The organism is Fictibacillus nanhaiensis, from assembly GCF_019801215.1.
Classification (GTDB): Bacteria; Bacillota; Bacilli; order Bacillales; family Fictibacillaceae; genus Fictibacillus; species Fictibacillus nanhaiensis_C.
This window is the reverse complement of sequence record NZ_JAHVJO010000002.1, coordinates 1-18,543: the sequence shown is the minus strand read 5'-3', so window position 1 is coordinate 18,543 and position 18,543 is coordinate 1. Positions and strand designations below refer to the sequence as shown.

The following is an 18,543-nucleotide window of genomic DNA, read 5'->3' as shown; positions in this document are numbered from 1 at the left end:
GATGTATGGAAAAAAGGAGGCAAAATCCATTGTTGAACCCTTTAAGAGAGAAAGTAGATCGAGATGACTCTTCTCACGCAGGACATTATCACCATCATTATCATGACCTTTGTCTAAAATATATGGGACGTAACGTCACGATTGAGCTGACAGATGGGAATGTATATCACGGGCAGCTTCACAGTTATGATCAGGAACATATGTATATGATAATGCCTGGTGAAACCGAACAGCGAGACAATCGTATTATTTTTGCAGGTCCGTTTTTTCCTGGCTTCGGATTATTCGGCTTTCCGTTTTATCGTGTCCGCCGTTTTCGGCCTTATTATTACTAGTCCTATTAGCAGATGTCATTATGTTTATAACGGTTAGATACAAAAAAAGGTGACAGAGCATAATGGCTCAGTCACCTCTTTTCATTATACTTGATATTTATATAGCCATAAGATACCTGATTTCAAAAGCCGAGGAACTCGTCCAATTAGAGCTGTGCTTCCCATTGTACCGAATCCGCTCTTTTTACCAAGCGATCCCATAACCCCTTTTAATTTGATTTCGTTCATTTCCGGTAGAGGCTGCTTGTTCCACTGAGCTAACAATACTTGTGAAATCTGTTCTGCCTGTTCTTCAGCCAACTGAGCGCTTGGAGCATAAGGAAGACTTGCGCAATCCCCAACCACATACACATGCTCGTCAGAAGGCAGGTGATGGTGTTCACTTAGAACGACGCGTCCTTGACTGTCCTTTTCAACATCAAGATCACGGACGATACGGCTTGGCTGTATCCCTGCGGTCCAAACAATGGCATCACATTCAACTTTTTCATCGTGATTATAAAGACTGCCTTTTTCAACTTTTGTAACATTAGAGTTGTTGATTACTTCTACGCCATGCTCTACAAACCAGTTTTGAACATAATTACTTAATCTTTTCTTATACGCAGATAAAATCATGTCACCGCGGTCAAAAAGCTTGATAGTAAGATCCGGACGGCTTTCGCGAAGTTCAGATGCAAGTTCTACTCCAGAAAGGCCGGCACCGACTACTCCAACGACTGCGTTGGCATGTAAGTTGTTTAACACTTGATACGTATGACGAGACTTATCAATCGTTTGAATACTAAGAGTAAACTGGTCAGCACCAGGCACGTTATGATATTTGTCTTCGCATCCTAATCCGATCACTAGGTCATCATATGAGACGTCGTCTTGATCTTTTAACAAAACTTTTTTTTCGTTTACATCGATACCTGTCACTTCACCATACTTAATATTTAAGCGTGGATGTTCAGGAAACGTCACACGGACATGATGGTCAGAAATTGTGCCAGCAGCCAGTGCATAATATTCCGTTTTTAAACAATGATATGGTACACGGTCAATGAGAGTAAGCTGAATATTTTCAGGGAGGTCTGAGGAATTAAGAAGCCTCTTCAATACACGCATATTTCCATATCCTCCGCCAAGTAAAACGAGGTGCTTCATTTGTCATTTCCCCTTTTCTTTCAAAACAATTCTTATCTATTATAGTAAATATTTAATATTTTTAATTTTTCATTTCAAAAAGTAAACGATTACACGTTTTTGACATGTTTAAGTATAGCACTTTGCTATAAATTCACAACTCTTTTTATGGAAAAAACAACGCATTTTAGAGTGTTTACATTGACTGTACTTTAATAAACCGTTAGGATAAATTCATCAAGAGGTGAAATGAAAGATGAGACCGATTATTGAGTTTTGTGTAAGTAACTTAGCAAGTGGCGCTCAAAAAGCACTGGAAGAACTCGAAAAAGATTACGATCTGGATGTGATTGAATACGGTTGTTTAGGCTATTGCGGACAGTGTGCACGATCACTTTTTGCGCTCGTGAATGGAGATATTGTCCACGGAGAAACACCAGAGGAACTTGTTAAGAATATCTACAACCATATAGAAGAAAACGTTATTTTTTAAAAACAGCTTCTCTCATTAAGGAGGAGCTGTTTTTTGTTTGGATAGAAGATACCGTATTGGGAAAAATATCTAGAATGAAAAATGTTAAAAAGGGATTGCAATTTTGTCGAAATTTGTTACATTATAGAAGGGTCAGTCATTTGATGTCTGACGACTACTACGTATAAAAAGAAAGCGTTTTCTTCTAATTTACAAAAGGGGTGTAGATATGCAAATTTTATGGGGAATGGGCGGTATGCTAGTTTTACTGGTAATAGCGTTCTTAATTTCACAAAATAAGAAAGCGATTAACTGGCGAACAGTCCTAGGCGCTTTAGCCATTCAAGTGTCTTTTGCGCTAATCGTTTTAAAATGGGAAGCTGGTAAAAAAGCGCTACAAGGTGTTTCTCAAAAGGTTTCAAACGTTGTAGCATACGCAAATGAAGGGATCGGATTCCTGTTTGGAAGTATGATTCCTGAAGAAGGTAAAGGATTTATCTTTGCTTTCCAAGTTCTTACTGTAATTATTTTCTTCTCTTCATTAATCTCTGTGCTTTACTACTTAGGAATTATGCAGTGGGTAGTTAGAATTCTAGGTGGAGCACTATCGAAATTATTAAAAACAAGTAAAGCTGAATCTATGAGTGCAACAGCAAATATCTTCTTAGGTCAAACTGAAGCACCTCTAGTCATCCGTCCATATATGAATCGTCTAACACAATCTGAACTTTTCGCTGTAATGGTTGGTGGACTAGCTTCTGTAGCAGGATCTGTATTAATTGGTTACTACTTGCTAGGTGTACCACTCGAATATTTGATCGCAGCAAGCTTTATGTGTGCTCCTGCTGGACTATTAGTTGCTAAAATCGTTGTTCCTGAAACAGAAAAACCAGAAACAATGGGTGAGATCAAATTAGAGCGTGATAAAGATACGGTTAACGTAATCGATGCTGCAGCTAAAGGTGCTGGTGATGGACTGCAGATCGCATTGAATGTTGGAGCTATGCTATTAGCTTTCATCGCACTAATTGCTCTTGTAAACGGAATTCTAGGCGGAATCGGTGGATGGTTCGGCTATGAAATTACACTTCAACAAATCTTAGGTTATTTATTTGCACCAATCGCATTCGTTATCGGAGTACCTTGGGAAGAAGCTGTTAAAGCGGGAACGTTTATTGGACAAAAAATTGTCTTAAATGAATTCGTAGCTTATTCTTCATTCGCTCCACAAATTCCTGATCTTCAACCTAAAACGGTAGCTGTTGTCAGCTTTGCACTTTGTGGCTTTGCAAACCTTTCATCTATCGCGATTCTTTTAGGTGGTCTTGGCGCAATGGCACCAAGCCGTCGTTCTGACATTGCAAGACTTGGAATGCGTGCTGTAATCGCAGCAACGATTGCAAACTTACTGAGCGGTGCAATTGCAGGTATGTTTATCGTATAAAAAGCTATACACGGTGCTCGCTTTCCGGGGGGTAGCGGTATAGAAAGATAAAAAAAGATGCTTAAAGCTTATGCTTTAGCATCTTTTTTTTAAGTATTATAGTATGTGAACAAGCTTATCACGTTCGACCAGGCTTGCATAAGCTTGAATCCAGAAGTTATGTACATAAATCCACGAGTTTTTATCAGTTATCCACGAATTGATAACGTATATCCACGAGTCGACAAAAAAATCACAAAAAAATCATTTTAATTTAATAATGAAAAACCGCTGCAAAAGGATATTCCTTTGCAACGGTTTTATTTATATAGTATTAAGCTTGTTGGCTGATCTGTCGTATAACCCAAGGCTGTAGCCGGTTGTACAAGGCTACAAATAATAGAGTGATAATTGTACCTTTGATCAGATTAAAAGGAGTAATTCCCTTAAGGATCAAGTCCATCATCATTTGGCTCGACATCGGCTCAGCACCAAGGAACCAAGTATATGCCGGCAGTATAATCAAATAATTGAGTAAGCCCATCATTAAAGTCATTAGCGCAGTTCCTAAGATCAATCCGATTGAAAGACGTTTAACTGTATGTTTTTTGCGGATGAGATAGGATACTGGAAGAATAAACAGTGTTCCGGCAATAAAGTTGGCCATTTGTCCAACTGGAACTCCTGTAAAGCTTCCTACAATTCCGTAATGGAGCATGTTTTTGATCGCTTCCACCATAACCCCTGCTACAGGGCCAAAAATAATGGCTGCTAAAAGCGCAGGTACTTCACTAAAATCAATTTTTAAGAATGGCGGTAGTCCCGGAAATGGAAAGTCGAGCATCATAAGCACGTACGCAATCGTGCTGAGCATCGAAACGGCTACCATTTGTTTGATTTTCCCCTTTTGCATTGAAATCTCTCCTCTTTTGTGTTGCGCCATCTAATGATTTCAAATGCAGCACAGCCTGTAATTCACACAAAAAAACCTTAGCCGAAAAACGGTCTAAGGGAGAAATGTATGATGAAACAGCATGTGAAAGAAGCATTTTGATTTTCGTAAAAATGCGTACTTAAACAAAGGGTTCGAATTACTGATGAACCGCTGTACCAACATCTTCTCCCATCCAGACTATACTGTCGGCTCTGGAATTGCACCAGATCAGCAATGTAGAGACATCACAGTGATGTTTAGCTTAAAACGGCTAAAAGCTCGAGGTCACAACGTTTTTTGCAGAACACAAACAGAATGTTCTTGCGCTAAACTTTTGCGCATGTCGCTTTTAACGAGCCGTTTTTAGCTTTTCTAATCGCTCACGGGCTGATGAAGAGGGATTCTTCAATTACCGCCGGTCGGGAATTTCACCCTGCCCCGAAGATGGATCGCTATTGTATTTTGTTACATCACCCATTATACTTTAAAAAATGCTAGATGTGAATGAATTTGCACTATACAAACCTTCCAAATAGAGGATGAATCACATGAAATTAACCTTTGAATATACATGGCCATACGAAAGAATGATGAACGATATCTACCTGGCAGAGTGTCCATTCTGTAAAAAGGAAAACGTGCTGACCACTTTCAAACAAGATCAGCTAACGCTTGCCAAAGAGGGTATTAAACAAATATTGATTATGCCTTGCTGTCACGGAAAGCTCACCATATTGAACGCAGATGAGGACTATTTTTATTTAGATGAGAAATTAAGAGGTCAAGGATAAGGAGCAGGAAGTATACATGAAGACTTTGAATTTCACAAAAATGCACGGACTAGGTAACAATTATATATACGTCAACATGTTTGAAGAAACGATTCCCGAAACTGAGCTCTCTGAATTAGCTATTTCTATCTCAAATCCTTATACAGGCATTGGATCTGATGGCATGATCTTAATCTGTCCAAGTGACGTTGCACCAGTTAAGATGAGAATTTTTAATAATGATGGCTCAGAAGCCAAGAATTGCGGAAATGGTCTAAGATGCGTAGCAAAATACGCATATGAAAATGGAATCATTAACGATAAAGAATTCAAGATTGAAACACTTGGAGGATTAGTAACTGCGAGTCTTACAGTAAATTCACTCAATAAAGTCAGCTTAGTTACAATAAATATGGGTCATCCCACACTTTCTCCAGATCAAATTCCAGTGAAGGGGTTTGCAGGAAAAGAGGCCGTCATTAATGAAGCCGTTTCTTTTAAAGGAAACGATCTTCAAATGACTGCTGTTTCAATGGGAAATCCTCATGCGGTTTTCTTTATTGAGAATATAGCTGAAGCACCATTAAACACCCTGGGACCGATTATAGAAAAAGACTCCATTTTTCCTGATTGGGTAAATGCAGAGTTTGTAGAAATTGTATCTGAAACAGAAATGCATTTCCGCGTGTGGGAAAGAGGCTCTGGTATCACACAAGCTTGTGGAACAGGAGCATGTGCTGCCGCCGTTGCAGCGATATTAAATGGAAAAGCAGAGCGAAACACAAATATTGTTGTTCACTTGGCTGGCGGGGATTTAATCATAAACTGGCACCATAATGGAGATGTTTTAATGACAGGACCTGCAGAAGTGATCTGCAGCGGGCTGTATCATTTACAAGAAAAATAAGAAAAGTGCAGGCGCGTAGCCTGCACTTTTTGTTTAATACTTTTGGATGATGTTATAGAAGGTATCCCGTTCAACAGGGACCTTGTTAGCTGTCTTAATAAGATGAACAAGTTCTTTTCTTGTAATACCTGAAGATGTAAGTGCCCCTACTGCATGTGAGATTCTCTCTTCGATCAATGTTCCGTGTATATCATCAGAGCCGAATGTAAGTGCCATCTGTGTTAACTGAACACCGATATTTATCCAATAAGCTTTAATGTGATCAAAGTTATCAAGCATTAGTCGACTGATAGCAATGGTTCTCATATCATCAAACGCGGATGTTCTTCTCATTAAGCCCATGGATTGACTGCGAGGCTGCATCGCGAGTGGAATGAATACCATGAAACCATTCGTCACATCTTGAAGTTGGCGTAAACGATCCATATGAATAAGTCGTTCTTCTTTCGTTTCAATGGAACCATACAGCATTGTGGCATGTGTTTTTAGACCTAAACCATGTGCAATTTCATGAGCTTCCAGCCACTGGTCTGTTGAAGCTTTGTCTGGGCTCATCTTTTCACGGTAACGTTCTGTCAAAATTTCTGCTCCGCCACCAGGCAAGGTGTCTAAACCAGCTTTCATCAACTCTTGCAGTGCTTCTTTCATGGAGATTCCAGCAATTCTTGAAAAGAACTCAATCTCTGCGCCTGTATAGGCTTTAACCGTTACTTGAGGGTATTTATTTTTGAGTGTGCGAATTGTATTTAAATAATAGTCAAAAGGCACTTCATGGTTATGTCCGCCGACAATATGGAATTCTCGAATATTATCGTTCCAGCGCTTCTCAACATAACTCAAAAGCTGTTCATCGTTCATTGTATAGGCGCCTTCTTCACCAGGCTTACGTTTGAATCCGCAGAAACTGCATGTTGCTTCGCACACATTCGTTGGGTTGATATACAAATTTTCAATAAAATAAACATGGTCACCATTCTTTCGCTGGTTCACTTCATTTGCTAAAGAGGCGACCGTTAATAAATCATTGGTCTCATATAGATACAATCCATCTTCTATTGTAAGGCGTTCACCGTGTTTAACTTTTTCAGCAATTGCTTCCATTCGAGTATCGAACGTTAAAATATTTGCCATTTTGTTATCCCCCTAATTTTCTATCACGATCGGAAATGTTCGGATGATGTTTACAATTAATGATTTAAGTGAAAGTGAAATACTACGCACTGCTTTTATGAGTTCATCACGAATAATATGTAAAGAAAAAATCGACTTTGAATCGCACATTTTATAGTACTAAAGTGCTTTTATTATTATAAGCCTATTAATAAGTTAGGACAAGGGAAGATGCTTTTTATCGAAACTTTCTCCTCACAAAAATGTGCTTTTTTAACTAGGGATTTATTGTCTATTAATTGAAATAAATGTAAAATAAGAATATAAACCTTGCCTTAAAACTTAGAGTGGAGTGACGAAAATGAAAGCCACGGCAGAAGCTGGGAAATTAGAATGCATTGAACAATTGGAGACTTTGCGTAATAAGATGATACAAACAGCTAATACTTTTGGACTTCAGCATCCAATGGTTCTGAACTATAGTAGAAAAATTGATGAAACACATAATAAAATCATGCAACTGCAGCAACAAAACAAATAAATCTTTTTCAAGGCCGATTTCTTGAGAGCGGTTATCGTAATCGTTATACTAAAGATATGATCCTTACTTAAAGGAGTGAATGAAATGATCGTAGAGATTACGGAAGCAGCAGCCAGCAGAATTAAGGAAATGCTAGCTGATGAAGAGGACCAAAACCAATTTCTTCGCGTAGCTGTTAAAGGCGGAGGGTGTACGGGACTAACATACGGAATGGGATTTGACAGTGATATCATTGAATCTGACCATGATGAAACGATTGAAGGTATTCGCGTTGTCGTCGATGAAGAAAGTGCTAAAGTCTTAAGTGGTACTGTTATAGATTTCAAACAAAACATGATGGGCGGCGGATTTACGATTACGAATCCAAATGCCATTGCTTCTTGTGGCTGCGGAACGTCTTTCAAGACTGCAACTAACGCCGGATCGCCTGAAGAATGTTAAAGAAAAAAACCTCCTTTTAAGGAGGTTTTTTTCATTTAAATAATATCGAATATGAACAGGACACCGAGTAAATCTGAACATACAGATGCACCAATAAGCAGGTATTTCCTTTGTTTATTTTCTTGTTTTAAGCCAATTGGCATTAAAAATGTTCCGATAATAAAGAACACAATTCCTAGAATTAAATTCATTTCCATTTCTTATTTATGTCTCCTTATGTAAAAAAGTATATAAAGAAACCCGGCGCGCCAACACCGGGTGAAAATGCTTTGTTTTTCGAGCGGCACTTGTCCGCCTCAGAAGTAATCATAACAAAGTATCACGCCTATATCCAGAAGGAAATTATTCCAAGGTATACTTTTCCAGGTCGATTAACAGCTCTTTTAATCGAGGCAGCTGATTTTTTGTATCTTCTAAGAATGATTCGTCTGTAATATGAAGCTGGGCAATGATACGGCTGACTTCTTGCAGACAGTCAGCAGCATGCATTTCTTCTTCTGTAAATTGTCTGTTCATGCTCAAACAGCCTCCTTTTGAATAGAAAGAATAAAGAAAGGCGCCAGAATGATGCTCCGACGCCTTAAAGGATTTAAAACAAGCTGGTGCTGTGCATAGGCTGCGTTTTAGCATTTGGATCAATGTAACTTTTGGCGTTGTTCACCGCAGTTGGGGCCTCCCCAAATCCAGATGCGATCAGTTTTACTTTTCCATCGTACGTACATACATCGCCAGCGGCATAGATACCTTTTATGTTTGTTTCCATCTTAGAGTTAACAACGATAGAATTCTTCTGGATATCCAATCCCCAAGTTTTAATCGGGCCGAGTGAGGAAATAAATCCATAGTTGACAATGACAGCGTCCACTTCAATCGTCTCTTTAAGGTCACCATTTTCTAAAACTACGGCAGAAATATTTTCTCCATCACCAATCAACTCTGTAATTTGATAAGGTGTTTTAACAACGACTTTAGAGTTCATTAACTGTTCAACACTATGCTCGTGTGCTCGGAATTTGTCTCGTCTGTGGGTTAATGTGACTTCGGGTGAAATAGGTTCTAACATTAAAGACCAATCAAGAGCTGAATCTCCACCACCGCATACTAAAACTCTCTTATCTGCAAAAGCTTGAAGATCATCTACAAAATAATGAAGGTTCTTTCCTTCATATTCTTTCGCAGAAGCTAACTCTAATCGGCGAGGCTGAAAAGCACCTACTCCTGCAGTAATGAGCACAGCTTTGCTGTAGTGAACAGTCTTGTCTGTTGTAAGTTCAAAGATTTCCTCGTTCTTTTCTACATTTTGAACCGATTCTTCCAAAACAACAGTCGGGTTAAACTGCATCGCTTGCTCTTTAAGGTTATTTACTAGGTCTTGAGCAAGTACTTTTGGAAAACCGGCAACATCATATATGTATTTTTCAGGATATAATGCGGAAAGCTGACCGCCTAGCTGTGGCATACTTTCAATGATTTTCACTTTCATTTGGCGCATGCCTCCGTAAAATGCAGCAAACAACCCAGAAGGACCGCCACCAATAATGGTAATATCGTAAATTTCTTTTGCCATCACTTTCACCTCTTCTGTTTTCTATGGCTGATGAACATGTTTTATGTTCTGACCAGAACTGAACTTCTTGCTATCTCACATTTAGATTCAATATGAAGGGAAAAAGTCCTCTTTTTTAATCGTATTATTTGACATGTACTGACAATTCAAATCAAACAAGTTTATAGATGAATCGGATATATATCATATCGAAAAAAGGGTTGAAAAAACAAGGGAAAAAGAATAAGATGGTGTTGTATGAATAAAAAATGTCGATATTTCGAACTTTTTTGTCCTCATTTATGTCTTATTACGTGAAATATATCACAATCTATTTCTTTTCTTCATATTTAATGGTAGAAAAGGTCAAACTAAAAAAAATAAGAACTGGAAGTGAATTTTATGAGTAAGCCAAAAATCCTTATACTAGGCGGCGGTTATGGCGGAATCATGTCAGCTGTACGTTTACAGAAAGAATTAGGATCGGATGAAGCAGAAGTTACATTAGTAAATAAGCATAACTATCATTATCAAACAACATGGTTGCATGAAAATGCTGCTGGGACTCTTCATCACGACAAAACGCGTATCATGATCGATAACATTATCGACATGAACAAGATCAACTTTGTTCAAGATACGGTTGTTGAGCTTAAAAAAGATGAAAAGCGTGTTATTTTAGAGAACCAAGAATTAACATATGATTACCTTGTAATTGCGTTAGGATCTGATCCTGAAACATTTGGCATTCAAGGACTTAAAGAAAATGCATTTAGCATTCGCAGCATAAACTCTGTTCGTAAAATTCGCGAGCACATCGAATATGCTTTTGCACGTTATAACAACGAAAACCAACCAGATGACCTTATTACAATTGTTGTAGGTGGAGCTGGATTTACTGGTATCGAATTTGTTGGGGAACTCGCTGATCGTGTTCCTGAGCTTTGCCGTGAATATGACATTCCTCGTGAAAAAGTAAGAATTGTTAATATCGAAGCCGCACCTACTGTCCTTCCAGGTTTTGATGAAGAATTAGTAGAGTACGCGATTAACAACTTAGAGCGTCGTGGAATTGAGTTCCTAGTTAATACACCAATTAAAGAATGTAACACTGATGGTGTTGTGCTTGCCAATGGTGAAGAAATTAAGGCAGCTACCATTGTATGGACTGGTGGAGTTCGTGGTAACCATTTAGTTGAAGAAGCTGGATTTGAAACAATGCGTGGACGTGTTAAAGTAGATAAAGACCTTCGTATGCCTGGATTTGAGTATATTTTCGTTGCAGGAGACTGTGCACTTATTATTGATGAAGAAGCAAACCGTCCATATCCTCCAACTGCACAAATCGCGATTCAGCAATCTTATACCGTTGCTCGTAATATTAAAGCTTTAATGCACGGTGGAAAGCTGGAAGAATTTAAACCTGATATTAAAGGTACTGTTGCATCACTTGGTAAAGGTGAAGCAATCGGTAAAGTTGGAAACAAGAAACTGTTTGGTGCTACAGCATCTGCTATGAAAAAGGTAATCGACAATCGTTATCTTTTCTTATTAGGCGGAGTACCAATGGTTATTAAAAAAGGAAAATTGAAACTATTCTAAAACCACACTCGTGATACACTTAGAACAGAAGCTACTGCTTCTGTTCTTTTTTACTTTTACATCGTAAAGGGGCGATTTTACCATAATGACACGAAAAGACAGAGGGACAGTTTGGTTGGCAGCGGCAGGCCTTTTAATTCATGATGGAAAATGGCTTGTTGTTAAGAAGAAATACGGTGGACTAAAAGGTAAGTGGTCCCTGCCTGCAGGATTTGTAGAGGCTGGAGAAACAGTAGACGAGGCAGCACTAAGAGAAATTTTTGAAGAAACAGGGATTGTAGGCGAAGTCGTTTCCATGCTTGGCATAAGGTCTGGTGTTATAAAAGAAACAATTAGTGATAATATGATCGTTTTTCTATTAAAGAAAAAGGGCGGTGTACTAACTCCTGCTTTAGGTGAAATTGAGAGTGCTGCATTTCTAACCCCAGAAGAGCTTCAGGAAGATCCTGATACATCATTGATGGTACATTTTTTTATGGATGAAAAAAACGCGTTTCTTCATGAAGAAATTAATCCTGGGAAAGTATTTGAATACTCGTCGTACAAAATCTTCGATTGCAGATGAAAATGTACGAAATATTCTGATAATTAATGAATGAAGCTGATGATTGCGCTTACATGAGGTTTTTTCGCTCTAAAATAGATTTTTCAAACATAAAAATCCTTGTTATTATTATCTGAAAATTTAAAATAAAAACAAGGGAGTGTTACAACATGAGAAAACATGCGATTCAGAAAAAACACGATCAATGCCCATATTGTGAAGGTAAGGGATATTTTCAGCTCTTACTAGGAGGATCTGAAACGTGTGTGGAATGCTGCGGAAGCGGTAAGAAAAGAACGTAAACGGTAACGCTCTCAATCGCAATTGACGGAAATCCCCCTATTTAGTAAACTAACGACAGATATATGGGGGTGTCACATCATGGATTTACTTTTGCCACAAGTCATCATTTCAATGCTGCTTTTCATGGTTCTCTTTTTTGGAATCGGCTTTTTATTTAATATGCTTTTACGTGCTACCTGGTTTATGGTAATTCTCTATCCGCTTGTAGTGGTTATGATCGTGGATGATATTAGGTTCTTTGAGTACTTTACAAAGCCAAATACAAGTTTTTCAATGCTAGGAAGTGATTTAGCGAACTTATCTCCATCAGATATAACAATATTAACTTGCGGATTTATTGGTGCATGGCTTGCAGGTCTTGCCATTAAGATGCTTCGTGTTCGTGGTTATCAAATGTTTTAAACAAAAGCCCTCATGCAGGGTTTTTTTTTGTCCACTTTTCTCTCTTCAATGAAAAAATGTATACATTTTTTCTTGCTAGGGAAGGAATAGAGAAGAGAGGAGTGGACAATTATTGCTAAAACTTAAGAAAATTACAAAAAGAACCGCTTATACGGTTTTATTTATTTGCGCTATTTTTACTACATTTCGTTCTGTTTCCGGGGTTCAGGCGGATGATATAGCTAGCTGGATCGATCAAAAACAATCAAGCGGTTATCCTTATGTAGATGCAGCTTTAAAAACGATTTCTAAAACGTTAAAGTCGGTGCCATCCTTCAATGCACCTAACATGCTACTCTCAGCAGCTGAGGTAAAGCAGCCTCTGACGATTGAAGATACGATCGATTTCACAAAATACCCTACGGTGAGTGTAACGGCGACAGGATATACAGCAGGGAAAGAGAGTACCGGAAAAACGAAGAGCCACCCAGCATTCGGAATCACAAAATCAGGTGTCAAGGTTAAACGAGATCTGTATTCAACAATCGCAGCGGATACAAAAATTTTTCCGATAGGCACTGTTCTTTGGATTCCCGGATATGGATATGGTGTTGTTGCAGATACAGGCTCTGCTATAAAAGGTAACCGTATAGACCTCTATTACAATACCGTACAAGAAGTATATGAAAAATGGGGCAAGAAGAAAATAGATGTGTTTGTAATCAAGCGTGGAAGCGGTAAAATTACTGAAACAGAACTGACAAACCTTAATGAAGACAAATCGATGCAAGTGTTCAGACAGCAGCTATTATAACGATAACAGCTACATAAAAAGGCTTCAGGTTATATCACCTGAAGCTCTTTTATTTCCTTTTCTTCATGCTCTGGCATAAATGGAGGAAAATGTTCTGGATGAATAAGGGCTGCAAGTCTTTTAAGTCCGAAAAGAAGCCTCGGTGAAGGACGGCAGAAGAGGGATTCTTCGAGTTTTACGATTTCAGTGTGCTTCTCTTGTAACGTGTTCCATCCGTCTCTTTTTTTAATATGTACAGGATTCATTTTCTCTGTTTTGACTCCTACCCAAACCATGCCGATAACATCAGGCTTGCGGGTTACAACATCTTCCCATGTGGTTTGTACACTGGCAAGATTCACATCTGCAAAAAGGTTTTCGCACCCTGCAAGGGAAGCGACTTCAGTAAGCCAGTTCGTTTTTCCAGGTGTGAAGATAGGTTTTGGCCACCATTCAAAATAAATTTTCTTATTCTGTTTAATCGTCATGCTCACTTGCCGATATTCCTCAATTTCTTTTTCCATCCAACTAACGATGCGCTCTGCTATTGGCAGTTTTTTCGTTCTTTTTCCTAAATCGAGCATGTCATTTTGAATATCAATCAAAGTTTGGGGATTGTAAACGACGTGTGGAATATGGCGTTTTTTTAGTTCGTCCACATTTCTCTCCATGCCAGGTACGCTTAAACTAGCCAGTACTAAATCCGGTTTTAGTTCTTCCAGCTTATTCATGTCAATCGAAAGATCAGGTCCTAATCTAGGTAGGTGCTGTATATGTGATGGCCAGTCCGAAAAATCATCGATTCCAATCAAGTCAGATGTTAGACCTAAAAAATGAACAAGTTCTGTGTTGCTTGGACAAATTGAGATCAATTTCAATAAGAATACCTCCTAAGCTATAAACAACCACGATAGAAAAAGGGTTTGAAAAATGCCTAATAGTCCCCCAAAGAACACTTCACTCGGGCGATGTCCTAGCAGTTCTTTTAATTCTTTTCTCTGTTCTTCTACATTTTTTTGTTTAAATTCTTCTGACTCTCTAACGTGATTTCTAAATTCTTCTACTAGGTCATTCAATACAGCAGCCTGTTCTCCTGCATGCCAGCGAATGCCTTTTGCGTCATACATAACAATAATGGCAAACATTGCGGCAATCGCAAAAAGGGAAGAATCAAGCCCATGTAAAGCTCCGACTGCAGTGGCAAGTGAAGTGACAGAAGCCGAATGAGAACTTGGCATACCACCTGTGCTGATAAACAGATCCCATTTGACCTTTTTTGTTAGATAAAAATGTATAGGGATTTTCAGAAATTGGGCTGAGAATACTCCTAGTAATGCTGCGATTAGTGGAAAATTTAAAAAAAGATCTGGCATGATCAGCTTCCTCTCATTGTTGTGGTTTATAGTATGGCTGTTTTAGATAGTGGTTACCCGATTTGAAAGAGGTTCAATCTCTGGTAACATGAGTAGTGGAGGGAGGTTTTTAGAAGATGGACGATTTTCCTCAAGAGTATTACGAGTTTTTTGTTGTATTTAACAATGGAGATTATTATACGGGGCATGACTTGCTTGAAGCCATATGGCTCACAGACCGCAGCAATTTGTTTATTAAAGGTTTATTACAAATGACAGTAGCTTTGTATCATTATGAGTATGGAAATGTTAAAGGTGCCAGGGAAATGATGAAGGTAGCGAAGCATTATCTTACGCCTTATAAACCCTTCTATTGGCAATTAAACGTAACCCCTGTCCTCTCATTTATTGAGAGTTGTATAGGTGTATTCCCTTTACATATCGACAGAGTAACGTTTAAAGAGGTTCATCTTTTACCTTCTCTTCCGAAATTATATATATACTTACAAGAATAAAATACCATGAATTCGAAATATTCTAAAACAAAGAGTATAATAATGGTAAGATTCGAAAACGAATAAGGGGGAACTTTAACGTGTTTACGATAAAAAAACAATGGAATATGACAGAACAAGAAGAAGTCCTACTGGTCGGTTTATTTCAAGAACCTAAATTTTCCGGTGTCATGGCGGATATAGATCAAGCTTTAGGAGGGCAACTTACAGAACTCATTAAAGACGGGGATCTTTCAAATAAATTAAAAAGCATTAAAAAACTAAATACACTAGGTCAGATTGGAACGAAACGCATTTATTTTGCGGGCTTAGGTAAACGAGATGAATTGACGTATGATAAAGTGCGAAACACGTTTGGAAGAGCCGTACAAGAAATTTCTAGAGAAAAAAGAACACATTTTTCCGTACTTTTAGACACCTTTCACTCTGATCATATTTCTATGGATAAATTGTCACATGCTTTTAGTGAGGCTGCAGGAACATCCGTTTATCAATTTGAAGATTATAAAAAGAAGTCTAACGAGCCACTAAAGAAGTTAGAACAGGTTATCGTTTACACAGAGAATAATGATGCAGAAACAGGGTTAACAAGTGGATATGCATATGCGAAAGGAATCAATCTTGCCCGAGACCTTGTAAACACACCCGGGAATTTATTAACACCAACGGATCTTGCAGCAGAAGCGATCGATGTTGCGCTGGAGTATGGAATGGAATATGAAATCTTAGAAAAAGAAGATATGGAAAGATTGGGAATGGGCGCGATTCTCGCTGTAAGCCAAGGTTCTGATCAGCCTCCAAAGATGATCACAGTGAAATACCAAGGCCGCAAAGAGTGGGATTCAGTGGTTGCATTAGTAGGAAAAGGATTAACGTTTGATGCAGGAGGCTATTCAATTAAGCCTGCATTAAATATGCACGAAATGAAAAGTGACATGGGTGGGAGCGCTGCTGTATTAGGAGCAATGGAAGCTATCGGCCGTTTAAAGCCTGAAATCAACGTCATGTTCGTGATTCCTTCATCTGAAAATCTTGTAAACGGTGGGGCAATGAAACCAGGAGACGTCATTACTTCCTTGAGCGGAAAAACGATTGAAGTCCGGAATACAGATGCAGAAGGGCGTCTAATTCTTGCCGATGCAATTACGTATGCAAAAGAACAGGGAGCAAATTACATCGTTGACGTGGCCACATTAACAGGTGGAGTCTTAGTAGCTCTAGGTGATTGTACAACAGGTGCCTTAACAAATGATGAGAACTTCTATGAGAATATCAAGCAGTCCGCTTCAGATGAAGCTGAACTTCTCTGGCTTCTGCCAAGCTTTCAGCCATTTAAAGATATGCTAAAAACAAGTGACGTAGCTGATTTGAATAATGCTACTGGAAGACTTGGACACGCGATAACAGGCGGCTTATTCGTTGGAGAGTTTGCAGAGAAAACTCCTTGGGTGCATTTGGATATTGCCGGAACAGCTTATTCTTCAAGAGGATCAGAACTCGGACCAAAAGGTGCTACAGGTGTTATGGTTCGGACACTAACGACATTTGTCAGAAGTTTTAAAGCCTAATATGATGGAGACTGAATCTCAAATGAGGTTCAGTTTTTTTATTTTTTTGTTTGACACACCTCTCCTAGCATGTTAATTTGTTAAAGGTTTAACAAATTAGTGATTTAGCGAAATAAAGCAATAAAGCTTTTAAGGAGGAAATGAAATGAATGCTGTAGTAATAGCTGTAGCGGTTATGCTAGTACTAAGCCTTTTTCGAATACATGTAGTTGTAGCTTTGCTTGCAGGTGCTCTTACGGGTGGTCTTTTAGCCGGGATGGGTCTCTCGGAAACGATAACCGTATTTACAGAGGGATTAGGTTCGAATGCAGTCATCGCATTAAGTTATGCTTTGTTAGGAAGTTTTGCGGTTGCACTATCGCGAACAGGGCTTCCAGCTTTGATGGTAAACAAGGCCATCTTGCTTGTTGGAAAAGAAGGAGAGACAAAGAAAAAGTCATTGTCAAAAGTTCTTCTATTATTGGTTATTTTGATGATCTCGTCTTTTTCCCAAAACATCATTCCGGTTCATATTGCAATCATTCCTATTTTTATTCCACCACTGCTGCATGTTTTAAATGAACTAGAGCTTGATAGAAGGCTTGTAGCAACCGTTATTACATTTGGATTGATAACCCCTTATATGTGGTTTCCTGTGGGATTTGGTGGAATATTTCATGAGATTCTTCAAACAAACATGAAGGATAGCGGTTTAGCTATAGAGATGGATCAAATTCCTACCGCAATGACCATTCCATCTCTTGGAATGATTGTTGGATTGTTAATTGCAGTTTTCTTTACGTATCGTAAACCACGAAAGTATGAAGATCATACAATCGGAACAAAAAAATCTGAACAAACAGCCTACACTAAAAGATCCATTGTTGTTGCCATACTAGCCATTGCTGCTACTCTTTCTGTTCAATTAAAAACAGACTCAATGATTTTTGGAGCACTTTCAGGAATTGTCATTCTTTATTTTAGCGGACAGCTGAAATTAAAATCATCTGATGCTGTTCTAACGGAAGGTATGAAAATGATGTCATACATCGGATTTGTCATGATTTCTGCAGCGGGATTTGCAGCTGTTATGAGAGAAACGGGCGATGTTGAAACGTTAGTAAAGAGCAGTGCAGCCCTTATCGGCAGTTCTACCGCATTAGGAATTTTGCTCATGTTAGTCATCGGGTTATTAGTAACGATGGGAATTGGTTCATCTTTCTCCACGATTCCAATCATTACAACCATTTTTGTTCCACTTGCTGGAGAATTGGGTCTAAGTGTAATGGCGACCATCGCATTGATCGGTACAGCTGCCGCTTTAGGGGATGCAGGCTCACCAGCTTCTGACAGTACGTTAGGACCTACTTCTGGATTGAATGTGGATAATCAGCACAATCATATATGGGATACGTGTGTGCCAACTTTTCTTCACTACAACTTGCCGTTGCTTGTTTTTGGATTCATATCTGCACTCGTATTATAAAAAGTAACAAAGCCTCACAGAGTCCAAAGTGGGGCTTTTTCTATTCATTCCTTTTAGTTAACTTACATGAAACATTGCTTATTTTTTGAATGTGTTACACATGCTAAGGTTAAGGAGGGATAAAAAATGGCGAAAAGAAAGCATGCAGCACATGCAGCAGAGAAGAACAACAACACACCGACGGAAAGTATGGCAAACGTAGAATTTTCGGACGAGACGTTTGCAGATGAGATTCCTAAACGAGATACAAAAAGCCCAAGATCAAAAGGTAAATAAAAAAGAGCTGCTTCCAAATTGAACTGCACCCCGTCAAGTAGACAGATGAAATAATAAAACACTCTAAGCGGCTTCAACTCTATATTCTATAGGGCTGAGGCCGTTTAGTCGTTTTTGATATCTTTCATAATTATAAA

Annotated in this window: 25 protein-coding genes and 1 riboswitch; of the genes, 16 read left to right on the top strand and 9 right to left on the bottom strand. The window is 38.6% G+C overall.

The features are described 5' to 3' along the window. Nucleotides 1-29: 29 nt before the first annotated feature. Complete coding sequence (locus tag KUV80_RS08615; RefSeq protein WP_222462321.1) at nucleotides 30-335, top strand: LSM domain-containing protein; 306 nt, start codon at nucleotides 30-32, stop codon at nucleotides 333-335. Between the two features lie 84 nt (nucleotides 336-419). Here the strand turns inward: KUV80_RS08615 and KUV80_RS08610 are convergent, their stop codons facing one another. Next, nucleotides 420-1,484, bottom strand: coding sequence for an NAD(P)/FAD-dependent oxidoreductase (locus KUV80_RS08610; RefSeq protein WP_222462320.1), 1,065 nt, complete (start codon nucleotides 1,482-1,484; stop codon nucleotides 420-422). A gap of 235 nt (nucleotides 1,485-1,719) precedes the next feature. Between KUV80_RS08610 and KUV80_RS08605 the strand changes: the two genes are divergently transcribed. After that, nucleotides 1,720-1,956, top strand: coding sequence for a YuzB family protein (locus KUV80_RS08605; protein ID WP_222462319.1), 237 nt, complete (start codon nucleotides 1,720-1,722; stop codon nucleotides 1,954-1,956). 208 nt (nucleotides 1,957-2,164) lie between these two features. Beyond that, complete coding sequence (locus KUV80_RS08600; protein WP_222462318.1) at nucleotides 2,165-3,379, top strand: NupC/NupG family nucleoside CNT transporter; 1,215 nt, start codon at nucleotides 2,165-2,167, stop codon at nucleotides 3,377-3,379. A gap of 313 nt (nucleotides 3,380-3,692) precedes the next feature. On the opposite strand, the gene KUV80_RS08595 is transcribed toward KUV80_RS08600, so the two are convergent. After that, on the bottom strand, nucleotides 3,693-4,271 hold the full coding sequence (locus KUV80_RS08595; protein WP_246625132.1) for an ECF transporter S component: 579 nt from the start codon (nucleotides 4,269-4,271) through the stop codon (nucleotides 3,693-3,695). Between the two features lie 198 nt (nucleotides 4,272-4,469). After that, a riboswitch (FMN riboswitch) is annotated at nucleotides 4,470-4,742 on the bottom strand. 98 nt (nucleotides 4,743-4,840) lie between these two features. Between KUV80_RS08595 and KUV80_RS08590 the strand changes: the two genes are divergently transcribed. Together KUV80_RS08590 and dapF are read left to right on the top strand one after the other, a co-directional pair. Then, nucleotides 4,841-5,083, top strand: coding sequence for a hypothetical protein (locus KUV80_RS08590; protein WP_222462317.1), 243 nt, complete (start codon nucleotides 4,841-4,843; stop codon nucleotides 5,081-5,083). Between the two features lie 16 nt (nucleotides 5,084-5,099). Further along, nucleotides 5,100-5,969, top strand: coding sequence for a diaminopimelate epimerase (gene dapF, locus KUV80_RS08585; protein WP_222462316.1), 870 nt, complete (start codon nucleotides 5,100-5,102; stop codon nucleotides 5,967-5,969). Nucleotides 5,970-6,002: 33 nt separating this feature from the next. Here dapF and mqnE read toward each other — a convergent pair whose 3' ends face one another. Continuing rightward, nucleotides 6,003-7,100, bottom strand: coding sequence for an aminofutalosine synthase MqnE (gene mqnE, locus KUV80_RS08580; protein ID WP_222462315.1), 1,098 nt, complete (start codon nucleotides 7,098-7,100; stop codon nucleotides 6,003-6,005). Nucleotides 7,101-7,440: 340 nt separating this feature from the next. On the opposite strand from mqnE, the gene KUV80_RS08575 reads away from it, so the two are divergent. Both KUV80_RS08575 and KUV80_RS08570 read left to right on the top strand, forming a co-directional pair. Next, on the top strand, nucleotides 7,441-7,620 hold the full coding sequence (locus KUV80_RS08575; protein WP_222462314.1) for an aspartyl-phosphate phosphatase Spo0E family protein: 180 nt from the start codon (nucleotides 7,441-7,443) through the stop codon (nucleotides 7,618-7,620). An 84-nt stretch (nucleotides 7,621-7,704) separates the two neighbouring features. Continuing rightward, entirely contained in the window at nucleotides 7,705-8,061 is a 357-nt protein-coding gene (locus KUV80_RS08570) for a HesB/IscA family protein (protein WP_222462313.1), read from the top strand. A gap of 35 nt (nucleotides 8,062-8,096) precedes the next feature. Here KUV80_RS08570 and KUV80_RS08565 read toward each other — a convergent pair whose 3' ends face one another. From KUV80_RS08565 to KUV80_RS08555, 3 genes are all read right to left on the bottom strand, one after another. Next, a complete protein-coding gene (locus tag KUV80_RS08565; RefSeq protein ID WP_222462312.1) occupies nucleotides 8,097-8,258 on the bottom strand; it encodes a hypothetical protein in 162 nt (53 codons plus the stop codon). Between the two features lie 145 nt (nucleotides 8,259-8,403). After that, entirely contained in the window at nucleotides 8,404-8,577 is a 174-nt protein-coding gene (locus KUV80_RS08560) for a hypothetical protein (protein WP_222462311.1), read from the bottom strand. A gap of 73 nt (nucleotides 8,578-8,650) precedes the next feature. Beyond that, nucleotides 8,651-9,628 carry an NAD(P)/FAD-dependent oxidoreductase gene (locus KUV80_RS08555; protein WP_222462310.1) on the bottom strand — a complete coding sequence of 326 codons (978 nt, stop codon included), beginning with the start codon at nucleotides 9,626-9,628 and terminating at the stop codon, nucleotides 8,651-8,653. 381 nt (nucleotides 9,629-10,009) lie between these two features. On the opposite strand from KUV80_RS08555, the gene KUV80_RS08550 reads away from it, so the two are divergent. The 5 genes from KUV80_RS08550 to KUV80_RS08530 all read left to right on the top strand — a co-directional run bounded on the left by KUV80_RS08550 (nucleotide 10,010) and on the right by KUV80_RS08530 (nucleotide 13,251). Further along, a complete protein-coding gene (locus KUV80_RS08550; protein WP_222462309.1) occupies nucleotides 10,010-11,209 on the top strand; it encodes an NAD(P)/FAD-dependent oxidoreductase in 1,200 nt (399 codons plus the stop codon). A gap of 85 nt (nucleotides 11,210-11,294) precedes the next feature. Further along, nucleotides 11,295-11,774 (top strand): NUDIX domain-containing protein, encoded by a 480-nt coding sequence (locus KUV80_RS08545; RefSeq protein ID WP_222462308.1) that lies wholly within the window; start codon nucleotides 11,295-11,297, stop codon nucleotides 11,772-11,774. Between the two features lie 149 nt (nucleotides 11,775-11,923). Beyond that, nucleotides 11,924-12,055: a YuiA family protein gene (locus KUV80_RS08540; RefSeq protein WP_222462307.1), complete on the top strand. Its 132-nt coding sequence runs from the start codon at nucleotides 11,924-11,926 to the stop codon at nucleotides 12,053-12,055. A 79-nt stretch (nucleotides 12,056-12,134) separates the two neighbouring features. Then, nucleotides 12,135-12,458 (top strand): YuiB family protein, encoded by a 324-nt coding sequence (locus KUV80_RS08535; protein ID WP_222462306.1) that lies wholly within the window; start codon nucleotides 12,135-12,137, stop codon nucleotides 12,456-12,458. A gap of 112 nt (nucleotides 12,459-12,570) precedes the next feature. Then, on the top strand, nucleotides 12,571-13,251 hold the full coding sequence (locus KUV80_RS08530; RefSeq protein WP_222462305.1) for a 3D domain-containing protein: 681 nt from the start codon (nucleotides 12,571-12,573) through the stop codon (nucleotides 13,249-13,251). Nucleotides 13,252-13,280: 29 nt separating this feature from the next. On the opposite strand, the gene KUV80_RS08525 is transcribed toward KUV80_RS08530, so the two are convergent. Together KUV80_RS08525 and KUV80_RS08520 are read right to left on the bottom strand one after the other, a co-directional pair. Then, nucleotides 13,281-14,108, bottom strand: coding sequence for a cobalamin-binding protein (locus KUV80_RS08525; RefSeq protein WP_222462304.1), 828 nt, complete (start codon nucleotides 14,106-14,108; stop codon nucleotides 13,281-13,283). A gap of 12 nt (nucleotides 14,109-14,120) precedes the next feature. Beyond that, nucleotides 14,121-14,603 (bottom strand): divergent PAP2 family protein, encoded by a 483-nt coding sequence (locus tag KUV80_RS08520; RefSeq protein ID WP_222462303.1) that lies wholly within the window; start codon nucleotides 14,601-14,603, stop codon nucleotides 14,121-14,123. 116 nt (nucleotides 14,604-14,719) lie between these two features. On the opposite strand from KUV80_RS08520, the gene KUV80_RS08515 reads away from it, so the two are divergent. The 4 genes from KUV80_RS08515 to KUV80_RS08500 all read left to right on the top strand — a co-directional run bounded on the left by KUV80_RS08515 (nucleotide 14,720) and on the right by KUV80_RS08500 (nucleotide 18,406). Further along, complete coding sequence (locus KUV80_RS08515; protein ID WP_222462302.1) at nucleotides 14,720-15,097, top strand: DUF309 domain-containing protein; 378 nt, start codon at nucleotides 14,720-14,722, stop codon at nucleotides 15,095-15,097. Between the two features lie 80 nt (nucleotides 15,098-15,177). Beyond that, nucleotides 15,178-16,665, top strand: a complete 1,488-nt coding sequence (locus KUV80_RS08510; RefSeq protein ID WP_222462301.1) for a leucyl aminopeptidase — start codon at nucleotides 15,178-15,180, stop codon at nucleotides 16,663-16,665. 145 nt (nucleotides 16,666-16,810) lie between these two features. Continuing rightward, nucleotides 16,811-18,130, top strand: coding sequence for a Na+/H+ antiporter family protein (locus tag KUV80_RS08505; protein WP_222462300.1), 1,320 nt, complete (start codon nucleotides 16,811-16,813; stop codon nucleotides 18,128-18,130). 126 nt (nucleotides 18,131-18,256) lie between these two features. Beyond that, nucleotides 18,257-18,406, top strand: a complete 150-nt coding sequence (locus KUV80_RS08500; protein WP_222462299.1) for a hypothetical protein — start codon at nucleotides 18,257-18,259, stop codon at nucleotides 18,404-18,406. 63 nt (nucleotides 18,407-18,469) lie between these two features. On the opposite strand, the gene KUV80_RS18890 is transcribed toward KUV80_RS08500, so the two are convergent. Then, nucleotides 18,470-18,543 (bottom strand): IS3 family transposase (locus KUV80_RS18890; RefSeq protein WP_425308493.1); only part of this gene is annotated, 74 nt, incomplete at its 5' end.